Origin of the sequence: Prosthecobacter sp. (assembly GCF_046154365.1) — a bacterium.
GTDB lineage: Bacteria > Verrucomicrobiota > Verrucomicrobiia > Verrucomicrobiales > Verrucomicrobiaceae > Prosthecobacter.
In genome coordinates this window covers 1-17,062 of the sequence record NZ_JBJXFV010000099.1, presented here as the reverse complement: position 1 = coordinate 17,062, position 17,062 = coordinate 1, and the positions used below count along the sequence as shown (strand labels likewise).

At 59.9% G+C, this 17,062-nt stretch carries 13 protein-coding genes; 1 reads left to right on the top strand and 12 read right to left on the bottom strand.

From position 1 onward, the window contains the following. Positions 1-99 precede the first annotated feature (99 nt). The gene (locus ACKVY0_RS12630; protein WP_409215180.1) at positions 100-327 is read left to right on the top strand and encodes a hypothetical protein; all 228 of its coding nucleotides are present in this window, start codon (positions 100-102) and stop codon (positions 325-327) included. A 145-nt stretch (positions 328-472) separates the two neighbouring features. Here the strand turns inward: ACKVY0_RS12630 and ACKVY0_RS12625 are convergent, their stop codons facing one another. The 12 genes from ACKVY0_RS12625 to ACKVY0_RS12570 form a co-directional block, all read right to left on the bottom strand. Next, a complete protein-coding gene (locus tag ACKVY0_RS12625; protein WP_409215179.1) occupies positions 473-664 on the bottom strand; it encodes a hypothetical protein in 192 nt (63 codons plus the stop codon). Beyond that, a complete protein-coding gene (locus ACKVY0_RS12620) occupies positions 661-1,287 on the bottom strand; it encodes a GNAT family N-acetyltransferase (protein ID WP_409215178.1) in 627 nt (208 codons plus the stop codon). The genes ACKVY0_RS12625 and ACKVY0_RS12620 overlap by 4 nt, the downstream gene beginning before the upstream one ends. An 81-nt stretch (positions 1,288-1,368) precedes the next feature. Further along, positions 1,369-2,028, bottom strand: a complete 660-nt coding sequence (locus tag ACKVY0_RS12615) for a sulfatase-like hydrolase/transferase (protein WP_409215177.1) — start codon at positions 2,026-2,028, stop codon at positions 1,369-1,371. Further along, the gene (locus ACKVY0_RS12610; protein WP_409215176.1) at positions 1,991-2,920 is read right to left on the bottom strand and encodes an alpha/beta hydrolase; all 930 of its coding nucleotides are present in this window, start codon (positions 2,918-2,920) and stop codon (positions 1,991-1,993) included. Before ACKVY0_RS12610 ends, ACKVY0_RS12615 begins: the two co-directional genes overlap by 38 nt. Positions 2,921-2,957: 37 nt before the next feature. Then, the gene (locus tag ACKVY0_RS12605) at positions 2,958-3,218 is read right to left on the bottom strand and encodes an SDR family oxidoreductase (protein ID WP_409215175.1); all 261 of its coding nucleotides are present in this window, start codon (positions 3,216-3,218) and stop codon (positions 2,958-2,960) included. 52 nt (positions 3,219-3,270) lie between these two features. Beyond that, the gene (locus tag ACKVY0_RS12600; protein ID WP_409215174.1) at positions 3,271-6,084 is read right to left on the bottom strand and encodes a PVC-type heme-binding CxxCH protein; all 2,814 of its coding nucleotides are present in this window, start codon (positions 6,082-6,084) and stop codon (positions 3,271-3,273) included. 95 nt (positions 6,085-6,179) lie between these two features. Beyond that, positions 6,180-10,661, bottom strand: a complete 4,482-nt coding sequence (locus tag ACKVY0_RS12595) for a PVC-type heme-binding CxxCH protein (RefSeq protein ID WP_409215173.1) — start codon at positions 10,659-10,661, stop codon at positions 6,180-6,182. 34 nt (positions 10,662-10,695) lie between these two features. Continuing rightward, positions 10,696-12,162, bottom strand: coding sequence for a DUF1501 domain-containing protein (locus tag ACKVY0_RS12590; protein ID WP_409215172.1), 1,467 nt, complete (start codon positions 12,160-12,162; stop codon positions 10,696-10,698). 6 nt (positions 12,163-12,168) lie between these two features. Beyond that, positions 12,169-15,024 carry a PSD1 and planctomycete cytochrome C domain-containing protein gene (locus tag ACKVY0_RS12585; RefSeq protein ID WP_409215171.1) on the bottom strand — a complete coding sequence of 952 codons (2,856 nt, stop codon included), beginning with the start codon at positions 15,022-15,024 and terminating at the stop codon, positions 12,169-12,171. Positions 15,025-15,079: 55 nt separating this feature from the next. Then, positions 15,080-15,334 (bottom strand): hypothetical protein, encoded by a 255-nt coding sequence (locus ACKVY0_RS12580; RefSeq protein WP_409215170.1) that lies wholly within the window; start codon positions 15,332-15,334, stop codon positions 15,080-15,082. Positions 15,335-15,462: 128 nt separating this feature from the next. After that, the gene (locus tag ACKVY0_RS12575) at positions 15,463-16,755 is read right to left on the bottom strand and encodes a DUF1552 domain-containing protein (protein ID WP_409215169.1); all 1,293 of its coding nucleotides are present in this window, start codon (positions 16,753-16,755) and stop codon (positions 15,463-15,465) included. Positions 16,756-16,787: 32 nt separating this feature from the next. Then, positions 16,788-17,062 (bottom strand): DUF1585 domain-containing protein (locus ACKVY0_RS12570; protein ID WP_409215168.1); only part of this gene is annotated, 275 nt, incomplete at its 5' end.

Here is a 17,062-nt window from a genome sequence, read left to right as displayed (position 1 = left end):
GGTGAAGCGAGGCTCCGCGAGCGAGAACCACCGGATCGCAATGACCACCTCAGCGCACCCAGACATTGCGCTCCGGCAGGAGCGCGAGAAGTTGCCGCCATGCCCTCGACTCATCTCTCGCTGCATTACCATCTCGTGTTCAGCACGAAGAACCGCGAACCTTGGCTGGCTCCCACCGCACGGCAGCGTGTCCACGAATACATTGGCGGCACGATTCGGAACATGAACGGCATCGCCCATGCCGTGGGTGGCACTGGTGATCAGGAGGAGTATGTGGCGATGTTGCAGCGCGGCATGGTGGAATACGACGACCGGTATCTGTGGTGAGATGGGGCGCTGGGTATTCGGAGGCTTCTCGCGCTCCTGCCGGAACGCGGCGGTTGGGCGCGTGGGGGAATGGTGGTTCTCGGTCGCTGCGCTCCCTTCACCACCGGCTAACTTCTTGCGTCCCGCCGGGACGCGGGGATGCTCGCTACACTTTGACAGCAGCCCGCCTAGCAGCCTTGACCTTCCGGCGCTTTGGTTTCGCTGGTGATAGCGGCAGGCCAAACTTGAGCCGACTGCCGATCATGGGCGAGTGCTCGGCCTCGACTTCCCACAACCAGCGAATCCATTCCGTGGCGTTGCTGCCGACGGGAGCTGCGGTTTTTGAGGGCTTTTTCATGGCTTTAAACGGCGTTTCGATGGGATTGGTGATTGCAGCGCGGCTCGCAATGCAGTGAGCGCCGCTTCGTCGAAGAAAAAGTGATCCTGGATCTTCTTCCCGCCAAGCATTTTCTCGTAGAATGTCGCGGAGGAAACCGTGGCCTCGCCCCACACGAGCGGACAGCCGATCATGCCTGCCGCCACCGCAACGGCCCGGAGCATGGCACCGCCCATGCCCTTGTAGCCGCCCGCCGGGTCATTGGTCGCGGGATGAACGGAAAGAAAATCCAGTACAACGTGATTGCACCATGTCCGCCGACACCAGGCGATACCGAGGGCCGAAGGGGCTGGTTTCCAGGTGGGTCGTGCCACCAGCAGGAAGCCGAACTCGCCTTGTGGCTGCGCGGTAATCTTGGCGCGAAGCTCGCCAATGCTCCCGACTGCCTCGCCGCGCTTGAGGTAGTAGCGCCAGCGTTTGCCAGCGAGCCTGGCAAACTCGATGGCATCTGCCGCCAGATGCGGCATGGAATGTTTTCCAGGTGCCCGCCAACGTCTGGTCGCCACATCGTCGTGTGGTCCGCCGAATTCAATCCGCACGGGGTGCTCGCCGTGAGGCGTGAGGATGTTCGGAGATGCGATCATGCGCTGAATCGTAGCCAGCACTTTTACTTTGCCAAGGCTGGAACGAAAGCCCTGGCGGCATGCGCGATTCTCGCTCGCAGCTCAGCGGGCACTCTTCTTCCCCGCCGCCGGCTCCTTGAACTCCTGCACGGGAAACTTTTTTCTCAGCCGTTTGGTCAATGATTCGATCACCTGCGCGTGCTCGGGTTTGTCGGCGATGTTGAGGTTGTTCTGCGGGTCGTTAACTTGGTTGTAGAGTTCGCGGACGGGTTCCTGGCCGGGCTTGGTCCATTCGACGAAGCGCCATTTGTCGGTGCGCATGGCGGTGCCGAGCCAGCCTTCTTTGGGATACCAACTGAAGGCGGCGTCATTCACCGTGGCGGCGGGATCTTCGAGCACGGGCTTCAAGCTTCGGCCTTGGAAGCCTTCGTTAGCGGGCAGGCCGCACAAGTCGGTGAGTGTGGGCGCGAGATCGACGGATTGGGCGAGCGCGTTGGTCTTTTCACCGGCTTGTTTCATGCCGTTCTGGGAGACGATGAGGCAGTTGCGGGTGGCTCCTTCGTAGTTGTTGTGCTTCGCGCCCCACCAGGTGTGCTCGCCCATGTAGTAGCCGTGATCGCTCCAGAAGACGATGATGGTGTTCTTGGCGAGGCCGGTTTCATCCAGCGCGGCGAGCAGGCGGCCGACCTGGGCATCGACATAGCTGATGGCGGCGAAGTAACGCTTACGGCTTTGAACTCTCTGGCACGAGCTTCTCCCCACTAGCAGGCATCGTCTTCGTCAGCTCGCCGGCGAGGAGACCGTGCTTCACGAGGAATTGGTCGGCGGCGATGAGGGTGACGGTTTGCCAGGGACCGCTGTTGAAGAAGCTGTGGGATTGGCCGGGTGCGATCTGGAGGTCGATGGTCCTTGTGCCGAGGGACATCCATTTGGCGTGGACGATGTCCCAGCCTGGCTTCCACGCATCTTTGTCGCCGAAAAAGGTGATGGCGGGCGGGAGATCGGCTTTCAAATGACGCAACACGTCGATTTCAGGGTCATGCTCGTCGTCTCCTCCGTTGGCGAAAGCGGGATTGAACCACAGGTAGGCGACGACGCTGGTGTCGATGCCCTTCGGGTCGGCAGGGTCGTTGAGGCCGGGATTCATCGTGGCGAGGGCGCTGATGTGTCCACCCGCACTGCCGCCGCCGGTGATGATGCGCTGCGGGTCGATGCCAAGCTCACCCGCATGCTGTTTGAACCAGCGGATGGCGCTTTTCGCATCGGTGACGCAGACGCGTTTGCGTGCTTGGACTGCGGGAAGCTTCGCGATGTCGGCCTTGCTGAGCATTTGATACTCCGCCGTGGCGCAGACGAGTCCACGACTGGCAAAGTAAGCACATGCGATGCGAAATTGCACCAGCGAGCCGCCCTCCCAGCCGCCGCCATGGAAGAGAATCATGCCGGGCACCTTCGCTTTTGCGGGATCATGATTCGGCGGGAAGTAGATCTCCATCTGGCGCGGCTTTCCGGCGCTCTCTTTGTAGATGTAGGGTTTGCCAGCGGGAGCGTCGGCTCCGATGCCGCGACTCCTCTTCGCGGAGTCTTGAGCGGTGCATGGGAGGGCTAGGGCAGCCAGGAAGATTGCGCAGAGGACGTGAGGTGAGGTTGTCATGAGTTCGGGATGAGTGGTGAAGAATGGGCGATTCGGTTCAGAAGCTTCCGCCATCGACGATGAACTGCTGCGCGGTGCAGGCGGCACCATCATCGGCGGCGACGAAGAGAACCATCTGGGCGAATTCGTCGGACATGATGCGGTGCTTGAGGGCTTGATCGCGCATGGTTCCGGCTTCGCCTTCGGACGACCACCATTTGGTGAGTTGTCGCTCCGTGGGCACCCAGCCGGGGAGCACGGTATTCACCCGCACTGCCGATGCCATCTGCGCCTCCGGTGATGAAGACGGTGCGATCAACGAGCGAGGGATAGCGGGCGTAGTGGGCAGGCATGAAGGTGGGGGCGAGGAATCACTGCAACGTCTGCAAATAGCGCACGATTTCGGCGAGTTGCGCATCGCTGAAACCGGTGGCGATGGGCAGCATGACGGATTTTCCGGCCACGTAGCCTGCGCTTTTGATCTTGGCGATGGGGACGGCCTGCGTGGCGCCGCCCATGAGCATGAGGGTGATGTCTTTGTCGCTCTCGTTCTTTTTGAAGCCTTCATATTTGCCACCGTCCAGAGTCTCGATGCGGTAGAGGCGGAACACCTGCTCAATGGCGGCGTCGGGGGCGAGGATGGCGGTGAGGAGGCCGTCGGTGTCGCGCTTGGACGAACCATCGAGAGGCGGCGCGAGTGAGATGCCTTTCCCGCCAGCGCTGTGGCAGGCAAGGCAGGTGCTTTCGACGATGGGCCGGCCTTGATCGGGCTTCGCGTTCGGCAGGAGAGCTTTCACGGCGGCGATGCGCTTGGCGAGTGCCGCGACCTCATCCGCAGTGGGTTCAGGCGCTGTGGCGATGGTTTTGTCCCACTTGGATTCGTTCAGCACGGCGGCGGGTGATTTCGTTTCTGCGAGCGAGAGCAGGAAGTCTTGGAAAGCTCGCTCGTAGCTGCCGCCGAGTGCGAGATAGGTGCCGTTCCAGCCTTTGACCTCGGTCTTGGGCGCGGGGTTCGCGCTCCAGCGTTTCAACCACGCGATGTGCACTGGATTCACCGGCCCAGCGGCGCGGCGGAAGAAGCGCAGCACTTCATAGCGCACGGTCCATTCGCGTTCGTCGGCCAGCGGTTGGAGCAATTCGAACGCGGCGTCTTCGCCGACCTTCAGCGTGCTGAGTGAGCGCACGGCTTCGCGGCGAAGGTCGGGCGAGACATCGGTCAGGAACGTCGCCCACAGTGCTGCATCGAAGTGGCCCAGCTCTTCCAGCGACCAGAGCGCGTGAATGCGGGCATCGACACTGGTTTTCACGTCCGCCGCCAACTGCGTGAGCGCGGGGATGAGTTCTTTGCCTCCACGCTGGCCGATCTGATGCCATGCGGCACGCATTTCCCAGGTGCTGTGGGCTTTGAGATGCGCTGGCAGTTCGCCCGCGGGCACGCGTGTCATGTCTGACACCTTTGCGCTGCTCTGTGAGTTGTGGCGGATGCGCCAGACGCGACCGCGCTCTTTGTCGCGTGCGGGATGATCACGCGGGATCTCGTTGTGCGAGATGATGCGATTATACCAGTCGGTGATGTAGAGGCAGCCATCCGGGCCGAAGGTGATGGCGACAGGGCGAAACATCGGATCGGCGCAGGAGACGAGATCGCCGCGCTTTTCAAAGGTCCACACGCCGCGTGCATCCAGCGTGGCGGCAACGGCGTGGATCTTCCCGAGGATGGGATTCGCGATGTAGAGCAGCCCGTGCCATGGCGCGGGGAAGCTGCCGCTTTTGTCATCGCAGATGGCGAGTCCGCTGAAGCCGGTGCCGCCGAGATTGAGGTCCTGCGCTGTCGGTGGATGAATGGGCGAGGACGGATGCAGCTTCATCGCCACGAAGCCGGGATAGGTCGAGTCTTCCTCAAACGGCACGACGCTGTAGCCGAGGTCGTTTGCCTCATGGATGAACACACGCCCCGTGCGCCCATGCGCCCAGGCCCAGATGTTGTTCAGTCCGGCGCTCAGGATGCGCGTGTCGGTGCCGTCCGGCTTCATGGAGGCGACGAGTGTGCGATTGAAGACGAAGATCTTTCCTTCCGCATCCGTCATGCGTCCGCTGTTCAGCAGGCCCTGAGAAAACGTCACGCGTCCGCCTGGCATCCATGTGAGCTGATGCGGAACGGTGTGCGTGTCTTGCACGCCGAAGCCTTTGGCCAAAACGCGCCGCTCATCGGCGTGGCCGTCGCCATCGCGATCATCGAGATAAAAGATCTCCGGCCCCTGAGCGACAAACACGCCCTGTCCATGCGGCAGCACCGACACGGGCATGACCATTCCCTCAGCAAAAGTGCGTGCCGTCTGCGGCGTGCGAGCGGTAGGCGTATCAAAGACGACGATGCGATCCTTGCCCGGCTGCGTCCAGATGATGTTGTCCTTGTCACACGGATACGCCGTTGCCGTGGCCGACCACATGCGCCCGGCATCATCAAAGGCGACCATCGTGGGCTTGGGCAGCCCGGTTTCTTCGCTCGCCACCAGTTCCACCTCGAAGCCTTCGGGCACGGTGAACTTCTTCCGTTGCTCCGCCGCCTTCAGAGGCTGCACTTCGAGATTGTTGTAGCTGATGTCGCGCTGGGGCTTCTCCTCCGGTGCTGCAGGTTTGCTTGGCTGAGTGATGATGAGCGGCTTCGCCAGCGCCACCACATCCGCATCGGCTCCCGCCGCCAGCACGAGGTAATCGAGCCCCAGCATGTAGCTCTTCTTTGCCGCAGCGTTGGCACCTTTCACTGTGATGCTCAGACGATGCTCGCCAGCCTTCAGCGTGATCGCTTTGCCAAGCGGAACGGTGCCTGCGTGCATCACGCTGCTGTTAAAGAGGTCAATGGCCCCCGCGAGCGGCTGTCCATCCAGCGCGAACTCAAACACGCCATAATCCACCGCCTTCGTGAACCCCGCACCGAGCCGATACACGCCGTCCTTGGCCACTGGCAGCGCGAGTTCCAGCACATCTCCCGGCTTCGCCCCCGTCCACCACAGGTGAGCCATCCCACTCCAAGTGATGTGACGATACGAGCGCAAATCTTGCAGCCGCGCCTGCCCGGTGTACTTCAAAACCTTGAGCTGCTCACCTTCGAGCAGCACCACTGGCTCCTGAGCGTGAAGAAGAGTGGCCAGCAGCGTGGCAGCGTAAATCAGGCGTCGAGTCATAGAGTGGGATTAACGCTTCGTCGCAACGTGATTGGGCAATGCCAAAAGTGCTGGGGCCTAAAGAGGCCCCAGCAATGACGAACAAGAATGTCCAATTACTTCACATGCAGCACCCCGCGCATGATGATGCCGTGGCCGGGAAAGCTGCAGACGAAGGGATAATCTCCGGCGGCGGGGGCGGTGAACTCGAGGACTTCTTCTTTGCCGTGGTCGAGGAGCTTGGTGTGCCAGAGGATGCTGTCTCCGTCGGGGATGAACCCGTTTTCGAAGCCTTTGGCACCCATGACGATGGCGGCGTTCATGATGGCGTCGGCTTGGCCGGGCTTCACGATGAGTAGGTTGTGTGGCATGACGTCGGTGTTGGCGAAGAGGAGCTTGATCTTCTTGCCGGACTTCACGGTGAGTTCCTTCACGTCATACATGAGGCGCTCGGGCACGGTGCCGATGCGGATGGTGGTTAGCTCGGGCGTGTCGCTGAGGATGCCGGACTTCTGCGCTTTCGCTTCTTTCTCGGCGGCGATGACGCCACCTTTCATGCTGGCTTCGACGTTGAACCAGAGTTGCTGCACGACGTTGGCGGCGTTGCGGGCGTGGGGTTCGGGGGAGGTTTGCAGTTTGGCGAGCAACGCGGTGTCGCGGATGTTGTGCTGCTGGTGAATCCACAACGCTTCGAGCAAGTGGTGCGCGTCTTCTTTCTTGGTGGCGTCGAATTGCTTCATCCATTCCTTGGTGGCGGCGATGACTTCGGCGGTGGGGCGCTCGCTGAGTTCCACGCGGGTGCGGTGGCGCACGCCATCGGCGGGATGCTTCAAATTTTCGAGCAAGGCGGCGACGGGTGCGCCGTCGATGGCGACGGGTGCTTGTAGCGGACGGCCTTTGGCGGTCATGCGGTAGATGCGGCCGTGTTTGTGGTCGCGGTTCGGGTCACGCACGTTGTGCTGCATGTGACCGATGATGACGTTGTGCCAGTCGGCGATGTACATCGCGCCATCGGCACCGAAAACGGCGTCGCTGGGGCGGAAGTTTTTGTCGCCGCTCATGAGCAGGCCGCGGGATTTGTCCTCGGTGATGCTGCCGTCGGCTTGCGTGACTTTGACAGTGAGTTCCGCGCCCGCAGGCTCGCCCCACACGCTGCCTTTCTCGCCATCGCGGACTAGGTCGTAGTGCTTGATGCCGAGAAAGCCGATGACGTTGCAGATGAGGAAGTCGCCCTGCATGTCTTCGGGGAAGTGGGTGCTGCTGACGATCTCGCTGGCGGTGACGGGGCGGACTTCCTTCTTCAGCAGCTCGTGCATTTTGAAGCCGTTGCCATCAGGGCGGACTTGGTAAGCACGGCCGCCGGTGCCGTCGGTGGCGTAATGATAGCCCCAGCCGTCGAAGCTGATGCCGTGCGGATTCGGCGAGTTGTCCGCGTGCTTCGCGATGGTGAAGCGACGCGGGTCAAAGCGATACATCGCGCTCGCGCCGGTCTGCAACGACGGCCCCCACGGATGCTCGTGATTATGCACCATGAAGACACCGCTCTGCCAATAGATGCCGCCGTCCGGCCCCATGATGAGGTTGTTCGCACCGTGATGCGTGTCGGCGCTGTCGGTGCCCTGGAGCATGATCACGCGCACGTCGGCCACGTCATCACCGTCGGTGTCTTTGAGGAAAATAATCTCAGGATTGCAGGTGACGATGACGCCGCCATTCCAGAACTCAAAGCCGAGCGGGTTCTGCACTTTGGCGAATTCCGTGATGCGGTCGCATTGGCCGTCGGAGTTGTCGTCGTGGCAGATGACGAGGGCGTCAGACATCTTCTTCAGCGGCTCCCACATCGGGTAAGTCGGCCACACAGCGGCCCAGAGTCGGCCTTTGCTATCCACTTGGAGCTGCACGGGATTGATGAGCTGTGGGAACTTCGCTTCATCGGCAAAAAGGCCGACTTCGAAGCGTGGATCAAAGGCCATGTGCTGGATCGCCTCCTGACCGCTGATGTAGCTCGTGCGGCCTTCCTTCACCGCACTCGATGACTTCGATTTGCCGCCGACGTTCGAGATGACGGGCACGGGCATCGGCACGTTGCTATCATCGACTTTTAGGTCGCCGCCCTTCGAGCGTGCCCAGACCTTCGCATCACGGTTTGCCGTCATCACATCGAACATGCTCAGCTCATGCTGGAGCACGGCGGCGTTGGTTTGACCATCGGTGAAAGCGAGCGTCGAACGGCCACCCCACACGTCATTGCCATCGCGGGCACGGTAGCGGGCGTTCCAGTGCATATCCTTGTCGAGCACGGCCTCACGCAGCTCCTCCAGCGAGGCGGACGCGGTCACTTCTTTGCCGAGCAAGGCCTTCGCGATGACTTCCGCGAGCTGGCGATCACCTTCAGCGCTGAGATGCACGCCATTGAGCGTCAGTGGCTCCTTTGCAGCTTTGAAAAGAGCGAGCGAGGGATGGAAAAGATCGACAAAGCCCACACCGGCTTCCTTCGCCGCTGCCTCGGTGGCCAGCGTGTAGGCTTCGAGCTGCGGATTGTGCTCCGCACCGTTCGGCACGTTCGGATTCCGCGTGTCTTCATGCGCGATGGGGCTGAAGAGCACGATGCGCGGGAAGCTTTTGCCATTCGGCTGCGTGCCACGGATGTACTTCACGAAATCAACGAGCTGCTTTTTGAAATCGTCCGGCTTGTTATCGAAGGACTCGTTGTAGCCGAAGAACGCGAATACCGTGTCCGCCTTCACATGCCTCAAATAATCCGTCATGTGCATATGCCCACCACTGCGCGGATACGAGCCGGGGCGGTCGCCGCTGGCGCTCATGTTGCGAAAACTCACGTTCAGCTCTGGCAGGGCACTTTGCAGCAGCGTCTCCATCCAGCCATCGTGCTGCATGCGATCCGGCAGTCCGTTACCGAGGATGGCGACGGTTTCGCCTTTTTGGAAAGCAAAGGGCAGCGTGTCTTTGTAGTCCGCAGGAACTTCAACGAGCGCAGGCTCCTTCGCCGCTGCTGGCGCGGAACGACCGCCGCCGCTGCCCTTCTCTGCCGGTTTGCCGGGCTTACCTTCAAAGGAGAGGTAGGCGATCTTACCGCCGCCTTTAACATCAATCGTGAGCGAATCGCCAGCGGCCACATTCTTCAGCTCGAACACCGCTTTGCGCCCTTCATCGAGCAATTGCAGCGTGAAATCGCCAAGACGATCCGGGAAGCCCCGACGGCTCCACAGGCTGATTGCATCCACTTGCTGTGCGGAACCGAGATCGACTTCCCACCAAGGATTCGGCTGGTTCTCCTGCGTGTGCGTCATGCCATTCCCATAGTTCGGGTTTTTGTCGCCATCCATCGCACGGTTTGCATCGCCGCCGTGTCCGGTGGTCGATTGCTTGGCCTTGCCGCCCTTTGCGATGTTTTTGCCACCGCTCAGGATCTCGATCTCGGCGATCTGCAGGCACTTCTTCTCGCCGGGGATTTCAATGCGGACAAAACGAGCCGGTTTGCCGGTCGCGACGGTTGGCTTGGCAGAGACTTCGATTTTAGCAGCCTGCTTCTCGGCCTTTTTCTCCGTCCTTTCTTCCTTTTTCGACTTCGCGGGTCCCTGCGTGTTGTTGTTCGCCGGGATCGGGCTTTCAAAGCCTGCATACATCTCTGGCTTGATCCCACGTGCATAAGCGCCGCCGCCAAAAGTGTTCGGCTTCGCCGCACCGACAAATGCGACGTTGAGATCCGCTTTGATCGCGTCTTCCAGACCCACGGCCCAGAAGCAACTGTTCACCATCATGCGTCGATAGCCTTCGTTTGTGATGTCCTCTGATGTTCCGTAAAGGGAGGTGAAAACGCGGCCTACTTTGCCCGAAGCGCTTTTATAAGAGCGTGTCCACTCGCTGGGCTGTGGCGGCTGTGTCTTGGACGCAGGTGAATCCTGCGTCATGCCATCCAGCGGCTGCGCCATCGTCAAAATCTCACCATCGGTCGGTTTGCCAACGTAACCACCTGCCTGCACCCAAATGTCCTTCACACCGCGAAGGATCGGATGCGCTGCCTTGTCAGGCACGATGGCGATACGCGTGCTCTGTGAGTGGTTTTTGCCGTAATGGCCAACCCACGTCTGGCCGAGCACCTGATGGCCGAAGCCGGACTCGTAACCCGCGACTTTGGAATTGTAGTCATACTTGGCATAAGGCTCTGGCGTGCCTTTGAATGCATGTGTGGCCGTGCGCAGACCGATCACGGGTCCACCGCGATTGAGATAAGCATCGAGGTGCTTCATCTGCTCAGGCGGCAGGCCCTGAAAGCGCAGAAAGATGACGGCAAGATCCGCGGAGTCGAGCGCCTCCATGCCAGGAATGTTCTGCGGCTCACCAGCAGCGATGTTGCCCTCCGGGTCGATGTCAAAAAGCACCGTGCATTTAAAACCATGATGCTTCGACAAAATACGTGCGATAGCAGGCAGCGTTTCTTCGGAGCGATACTCATGATCCCCGGCCAAAAAGACGATGTGTTTGCCTTTGCCGGGCCCTTCGGTGCCTTCAAAGACAAGCGGTGCAGCGCTGGCGAGCGAAACGAGGGTGAAAAGTATGAGTAGGATGTGTTTCATGAGGGTTGGGTATTGGAAATGGATGAGGAGCAATTTAGGCGAGGACGGCTTTCACGATCTTAGCGGGATCGACGCCAGTCAGCTTAAAGTCGAGACCTTGCGCTCGGAAAGTGAAGCGCTCGTGATCGATGCCAAGCAGGTGCATGATGGTGGCGTGGAAGTCGCGCACGTGAACGGGGTCTTTGACGATGTTGTAACTGAAATCGTCCGTTTCACCGTAAATGGTGCCACCTTTGACGCCGCCACCAGCCATCCACATGGTGAAGCACCGCGGATGGTGATCGCGGCCGTAGTTCTCTTTTGAGAGTCCGCCTTGAGAGTAGATCGTGCGGCCAAACTCGCCGCCCCAGATGATGAGCGTGTCTTCAAAGAGGCCACGCTGCTTGAGATCCTCGATCAAGCCGTGAGTGGCTTGATCGATGTCGAGACATTGCGTCGGTAACTTGCCACCGACATTGCCGTGCTGATCCCAGCCGTTGAGATAAATCTGCACGAAGCGCACACCGCGCTCCGTGAGTCGGCGGGCCATGAGCGCGCTGTTGGCAAAACTGCCGGGCTTGCGTGCGGTCTCGCCATAGAGCTTGAAGGTGTGGTCGGGTTCCTTGCTGATATCGGTCAAATCGGGCACGCTGGCCTGCATGCGGAAGGCCATCTCGTATTGTTGGATGCGCACGTTGGTGTCTGGATCGCCCAGACTTTGATACGCCATCTGATTGAGTTGATTTATGCCATCGAGCTGCTTGCGGCGCATCTGCGGCGTGACACCGTCGGGATTGTTGATGTAGAGAATGGGATCACCCGCGCTGCGGAAGCTCACACCGGCATGTTCTCCTGGAAGAAAGCCGCTGGACCACAACTTGCCGGAGATGGCCTGAATGGCACCGCCTTGCGAGGGCTCAGCAATGAGCACAACGAAAGCCGGGAGATTCTGATTCACGGATCCGAGGCCATAGCTGAGCCATGAGCCGATGCAGGCACGTCCGGCGACCTGCGAGCCAGTCTGCATGGCGGTGATGGCGGGTTCGTGATTGATCGCCTCCGTGTTCATTGAGCGGATGAATGCCATGTCATCGACGGACTTCGCGGTGTAAGGCAGCAACTCCTGATTCATCCACAAGCCGCACTTGCCCGCCTGACTGAATTTCCATTTAGATGGGGCGACAGGGAAGCGCGCCTGTCCGCTGGTCATGCCGGTAAGTCGCTGACCATTGCGGATGCTGTCTGGCAGATCCTTGTCATACATCTCGACCATCTTCGGCTTATGATCGTAGAGATCGATCTGCGAAGGGCCGCCAACCATGTGCAGGTAGATGATGTTCTTCGCCTTCGTCGGCCAATGCGGCAGCGCAGGCTTGCCCGAACTCGCGAAACTCTCGCCCATGAGAGAACTGAGTGCTGCGGCGCCGACGACGCTGCCACCACGTCCAAAGAGCTGGCGGCGCGTGAGTTCCAGACGTGTCTCGTGCGGCAGATGATCAAAGAGATGGGAGTTGCAGGTCATGGCGTGTTATTTGTTCAGCGCTTCGTCCAGGTTGAGCAGTTGGCTGGCGATCATGCCGTAGGCGGCGAGTTTTGGCGCAGGCAGGCTGGCATCGGCCTTGGTCTCGCCGATGTTGAGGAAAGCGGTGGCACGCTCGGGATGCGCGGTGAATTCGGTCTCGAGTTCTGCGAGCGTCGCATTCACGACTTTCGTTTCGGCATCGTTCAGAGGGCGCAAGAGCACACGCGAGGCGAGTTCAGTGATGATGGCGGGCGCGTCCTTCTTTTGCTTCATCACGGCTTCAGCCAGACGACGTGCCGCTTCGACAAATTGTGGGTCATTCAGCGTCACGAGAGCCTGAAGCGGTGTGTTGGTGCGCTCACGGCGCACGGTGCAGACTTCGCGAGTGGGGGCATTGAAGACCTCCATGTTTGGCGATGGAGCCTGACGCTTCCAGAAGTTGTAAATCGTGCGGCGATAGAGGTTCTCGCCTTTGTCCTGCGTGTAGCGTGAGCCGTGAAGGCCGACGACTTCCCAGATGTTGCTCGGTTGATACGGCTTGGTGCCGGGGCCGCCCATTTTGGGCAACAGCGTGCCTCCCACTGCCAGCGCATAATCGCGGATCATCTCCGCATCCATACGGAAGCGTGGTCCGCGTGAGAGCATTCGGTTTTGTGGATCACGCGCCAGTTTTTCGGGCGTGATCTTGCTGGCCTGACGATACGTCGAGGAGGTGACCATTAGCGTGAAGAGTTTCTTCACATCCCAGCCGGACTCACGAAACTCCACCGCCAGCCAATCGAGCAGTTCGGGATTCGACGGAAGCTCGCCTTGCGAACCAAAGTCCTCCGCCGTGCGCACGAGCCCTGTGCCGAAAAGCTCCTGCCAGAAGCGATTCACCGTCACACGCGCGGAGAGAGGGTTCTGCGGCGATACAAGCCACTGCGCGAGGCCGAGGCGATTCTTGGGTGCATCCTTCGGCATCTCGTGCAGCGCACTGAAACCAGCGGGGGTGACTTTTTCGCCCACTTTGTCATAAGCGCCGCGCATGAGGATGTTGGCCATCGCCTCGCCCTGTTTTTCTTCCTGAACGTGTGTCAGCGTTGATCTCGCACGGATCGCCGCGTCTTCCGCAGTCAGTGAATCGATCTGCATTGCAAGTTCCATGGATGGCTCATCCACGCTGCGGAAGTAGAAGTCGGTCAGTTCGGTCTTCTGCTTTGGATTTCGTTTATCGAGTGCGATGGCGACCGTTTTGCGCAAGCGAGCCTCATCATTCAACGAGAGCGCGTCGGTCTTGCTGAGTGTGCGAGCATACATCTTTAGATCGGTCGCGCCTTCGAGTTGCTCTTTGGCCGTCATCTTACCTTTGCGGTCGGATTCCACCTCTTTGCCATCGAGGTAGAGCACGATGCCATTTTTCCCGTCAAAGCTGGCCATGAGGTGCTGCTCTTTGCCGGGCGTGATGACATCGCGCTTCGAGATGGCGATCAGCTTGCCTGCTTGCAGTCCAAACTTTTTGCCTTGCACGAACAATTGGCCAGCGATGACTCCGTCTTTGCTCGTCTTCACGCGTGCGGCCACCGAGAAAGGCTTCGCGGCATCGACATTGTCCACCAGCGCTTCTGCGCTGATGCCGAACTTCTCCGGAGTGACGATGCCAGCCCACGCTTCAGCATCCTTAGCGGCATCACGGCGGCGTTGGGTCACTGCGGCATTGGCAGCGGCGATGAGCTTTGGCAATTCAGCGAAGCGCTTTTCGTCCTTTGACTCCGGCAGGTAGATAATCGGCTTCGTGTCCTTCACATTACCATCCATGGCACCCTGCGTGGTGTTTCTGAAGTATGCGGCCATCGAATAGAAGTCCTTTTGCGTGATCGGGTCGAACTTGTGGTCGTGACAGGCGGCGCAGTTTGCCGTGAGGCCCAGCCAGACCCAGGAAGTCGTCGTCACGCGGTCATTGGCATACATCGCCAGATTTTCGTCAGCGATGGTGCCACCCTCGGCGGTAGTGATGTTGCAGCGGTGAAAGCCCGTGGCGATCAATTGCTCTCGCGTCGGGTTCGGCAGCAGATCACCCGCGATCTGCTCCACCGTGAAGGCATCAAAGCGCATGTTCTTATTGAAGGCGCTGATCACCCAATCGCGATACGGCCACATCTCGCGGTATGCATCATGATGAATGCCATGCGTATCGCCATAGCGTGCCGCATCCAGCCAGTAGCGTCCACGGTGCTCCCCCCACTGCTGTGAGTCCATCAGCCGCTTCACCAGCTTTTCAAAAGCATCCGGCGACTTGTCATTCACAAAGCCCTCCACCTCTTCGGGCTTCGGTGGCAGCCCAGTCATATCCAGCGACAAGCGCCGTGCCAAAGTCCGACGGTCAGCCTCTGCCGCTGGCTGTAGGCCCACCTCTTCCAATCCGGCGAGAACAAACGCATCAATCGGATTCCGCACCCAGCCCGCCGTCTTGACCGCTGGCAAAGTCGCGCGCTGTGGCGGCTCAAACGCCCAATGTTTCTCATACACCGCACCCTCAGCCACCCAGCGCTTCAAGATCACCTTCTGCGCCTCACTGATCTTCTTGTGCGACTTTGTCGGCGGCATGATCTCGTCTTCATCATCGCTCAAAATGCGTGCCACGAGCGCGCTCTCCTCAACCTTGCCCGGCACGATGGCCGTATCGCCCGATTTGGCTGGTTGGATTGCCACTTCACGCAAATCGAGCCGCAATTCTGCTTTGCGATTGCCTTTGTCAGGCCCATGGCACGCAAAACAGTTATCCGACAGGATCGGGCGGATGTCGCGATTGTAGCGCAGCGAGTCAGCCGCAGATGCCGCACGCAGCGACATCAAAAAGCAGACGATGTAAATGAACTTCATGATTGAGAGATGTGAGCCTCAGGTTTGAGGGGCAAATAGAACGCACATCGGACGCTCAATCATGCTGCGGCATACCCGCAGCGATGTTGCCATCCGGGTCGATGTCACAGAGCGCCGTGCACTTGCAGCCCTGATGATTTGCCAAAATGGGCGCAAGCTGAGGCAGCGACTCCTCCGAGCGATGCTCATGGTCTTCCGCCATGAGCACGATTTTCTCGCCCATGCCTGGGCTTTCGGCGCCTTCAAACATCAGCGGCGTGGCAGTCGCAAACGAGACAAACGTGAACAGGAAGATGAGGATGTGTTTCATGTGATTGGAAGGCTGCTAAGTCGCCAGTTTGTCGCCACATTTTGCGACAATAGAGACGATTCGGACTCTCCATCCCGCACGAGCCTCTGTAATCGGACAAAGAAAGTGTCCGCCCGACGAAGTTTTTGTCAGGCAACGATCTCTTTCAGCACGCCGGTGCTGTCGCCGTGGCGCTCGGCATTGACGCCGATGCCATGGAGCATGGTGAGCCAGGCGTTGCAGAGCGGGGTGTCCTTGGGTGCGACGATGCTGTGGCCGAGTTTGATGCCTGCGCCGCGTCCGGTGAGAATCGTCGGGCAGTTCGAGAGTTCGTGACCGGTTCGAATGTTGCTGCCATAGGCGAGGGCGAGGTTGTCGAAAAGGCACGAGCCATCGGCTTCCTTCGTCGCTTTGAGTTTGTCGAGGAATCCGGCGAGCAGCTCGCTCTGCGAGATGTCGCGGCGCTGGGAGGCGTCGAGCTTCTCGCCGAGCGTGGTGTGGTAGTGGCTCATGTCGTGCGGATGCACCTTGATGTCCATGGCGGTGAGCAGCGTGGCCACGGGCTGACGGAAGGTCATCACGCGCGTGCTGTCCGTCTGCATGGCGGCGATCATGATGTCGTAGATGAGTTCGATTTCGCTGCGACCGTTGCCTTGCGCGGTGGCGGCAGGTTCTTTGATTGGGGCGATCGGACGCGGCACGTCCATCCACTGCTCCTCCTTGGAGAGGCGCGTTTCGATGTCGCGGATGCCCTGGAAGTATTCTTCGAGCTTGGCGTTGTCGTTTTTCGCGAGACCGCGCTGGAGCGACTTCGCGTTATCGATCACGGCATCGAGCACGCTGCGCTTCTGCGCGAGCATCGCCTTTTGCTGTGAGAGCGGCGTGCTGTCTTTGGCAAAGAGACGATGAAACGCCGCCACGGGGCCATTTTGGCCGCCGACGGGCTTTCCGCTCACATCCCAGGCCATCGAGAGTCCAGGGCCGTGGCCACTCATGTCGCCGTTTTCGCTGCTGTTGAACTGAAGGGAGGCAAAACGTGTCTGCAGGCCGATTTGCGCCGCAGCGACCTGATCCGCGCTGATGCTGTTGTGAAAGCTCTGGCCGGGCTGCGCATAGCGGTTCGCACCGGTGAGCCACATGGTGCTGCCCCAGTGGCCTTCGTTGCTGTATTTGTTCCAAAGTCCCTGCACGACACTGAAGTCCTTTTTGTGCCGCTCCAGCGGCTTGAGGCCGGTGGTCAGCGCATAGTCCGGGCCGGGCGTCTTGATATCGGGATACCAAGTCGTGTCGGTGATGCCCCAACCGAAGCCGAGAAAGATCAGTCGCTTCGGTGGAGCCATTACAGCCGCCGCAGAGGCAAAGCGGCGAAAGCCGAGCGATTCGAGCATCGGCAGCGCGATGAGCGAGGTGCTGGATTGAAGGAAGTGGCGACGGGTTTTCATGAGGCGAGGAGAGTTGAACGTAGTTCGAGGGGCTATTTCCTGTGAAATTCTTTGCTGGAGGCCAGGGCGACGAAGAACTCCTTCATCGCGAAGCTTTTCGCCTTCGCACGCTTTACGATGTCCTCCGCGAGCGCGGCATCGGTGAAGCCATAGGGTCTTCCGAGGGTATACTCGATGAGAGCTTCGGTGAAGCCGCGGGCGAAGTCTTCGCTCTTGTCGGCGATGAGGTCGCGGAGCTGGAAGTAGTCTTGGAAGGCGGGGCCGTTGTAGAACTGGCCGCTGGGGTCGATGGACCAGGTTTTCTTGC

What these genes read in the sequence shown, in the direction of transcription:
- ACKVY0_RS12630 (WP_409215180.1), top strand. Translation starts at nt 100, where the DNA reads ATGCCCTCGACTCATCTCTCGCTGCATTACCATCTCGTGTTCAGCACG.
- ACKVY0_RS12625 (WP_409215179.1), bottom strand. Translation starts at nt 664, where the DNA reads ATGAAAAAGCCCTCAAAAACCGCAGCTCCCGTCGGCAGCAACGCCACG.
- ACKVY0_RS12620 (WP_409215178.1), bottom strand. Translation starts at nt 1,287, where the DNA reads ATGATCGCATCTCCGAACATCCTCACGCCTCACGGCGAGCACCCCGTG.
- ACKVY0_RS12610 (WP_409215176.1), bottom strand. Translation starts at nt 2,920, where the DNA reads ATGACAACCTCACCTCACGTCCTCTGCGCAATCTTCCTGGCTGCCCTA.
- ACKVY0_RS12600 (WP_409215174.1), bottom strand. Translation starts at nt 6,084, where the DNA reads ATGACTCGACGCCTGATTTACGCTGCCACGCTGCTGGCCACTCTTCTT.
- ACKVY0_RS12595 (WP_409215173.1), bottom strand. Translation starts at nt 10,661, where the DNA reads ATGAAACACATCCTACTCATACTTTTCACCCTCGTTTCGCTCGCCAGC.
- ACKVY0_RS12590 (WP_409215172.1), bottom strand. Translation starts at nt 12,162, where the DNA reads ATGACCTGCAACTCCCATCTCTTTGATCATCTGCCGCACGAGACACGT.
- ACKVY0_RS12585 (WP_409215171.1), bottom strand. Translation starts at nt 15,024, where the DNA reads ATGAAGTTCATTTACATCGTCTGCTTTTTGATGTCGCTGCGTGCGGCA.
- ACKVY0_RS12580 (WP_409215170.1), bottom strand. Translation starts at nt 15,334, where the DNA reads ATGAAACACATCCTCATCTTCCTGTTCACGTTTGTCTCGTTTGCGACT.
- ACKVY0_RS12575 (WP_409215169.1), bottom strand. Translation starts at nt 16,755, where the DNA reads ATGAAAACCCGTCGCCACTTCCTTCAATCCAGCACCTCGCTCATCGCG.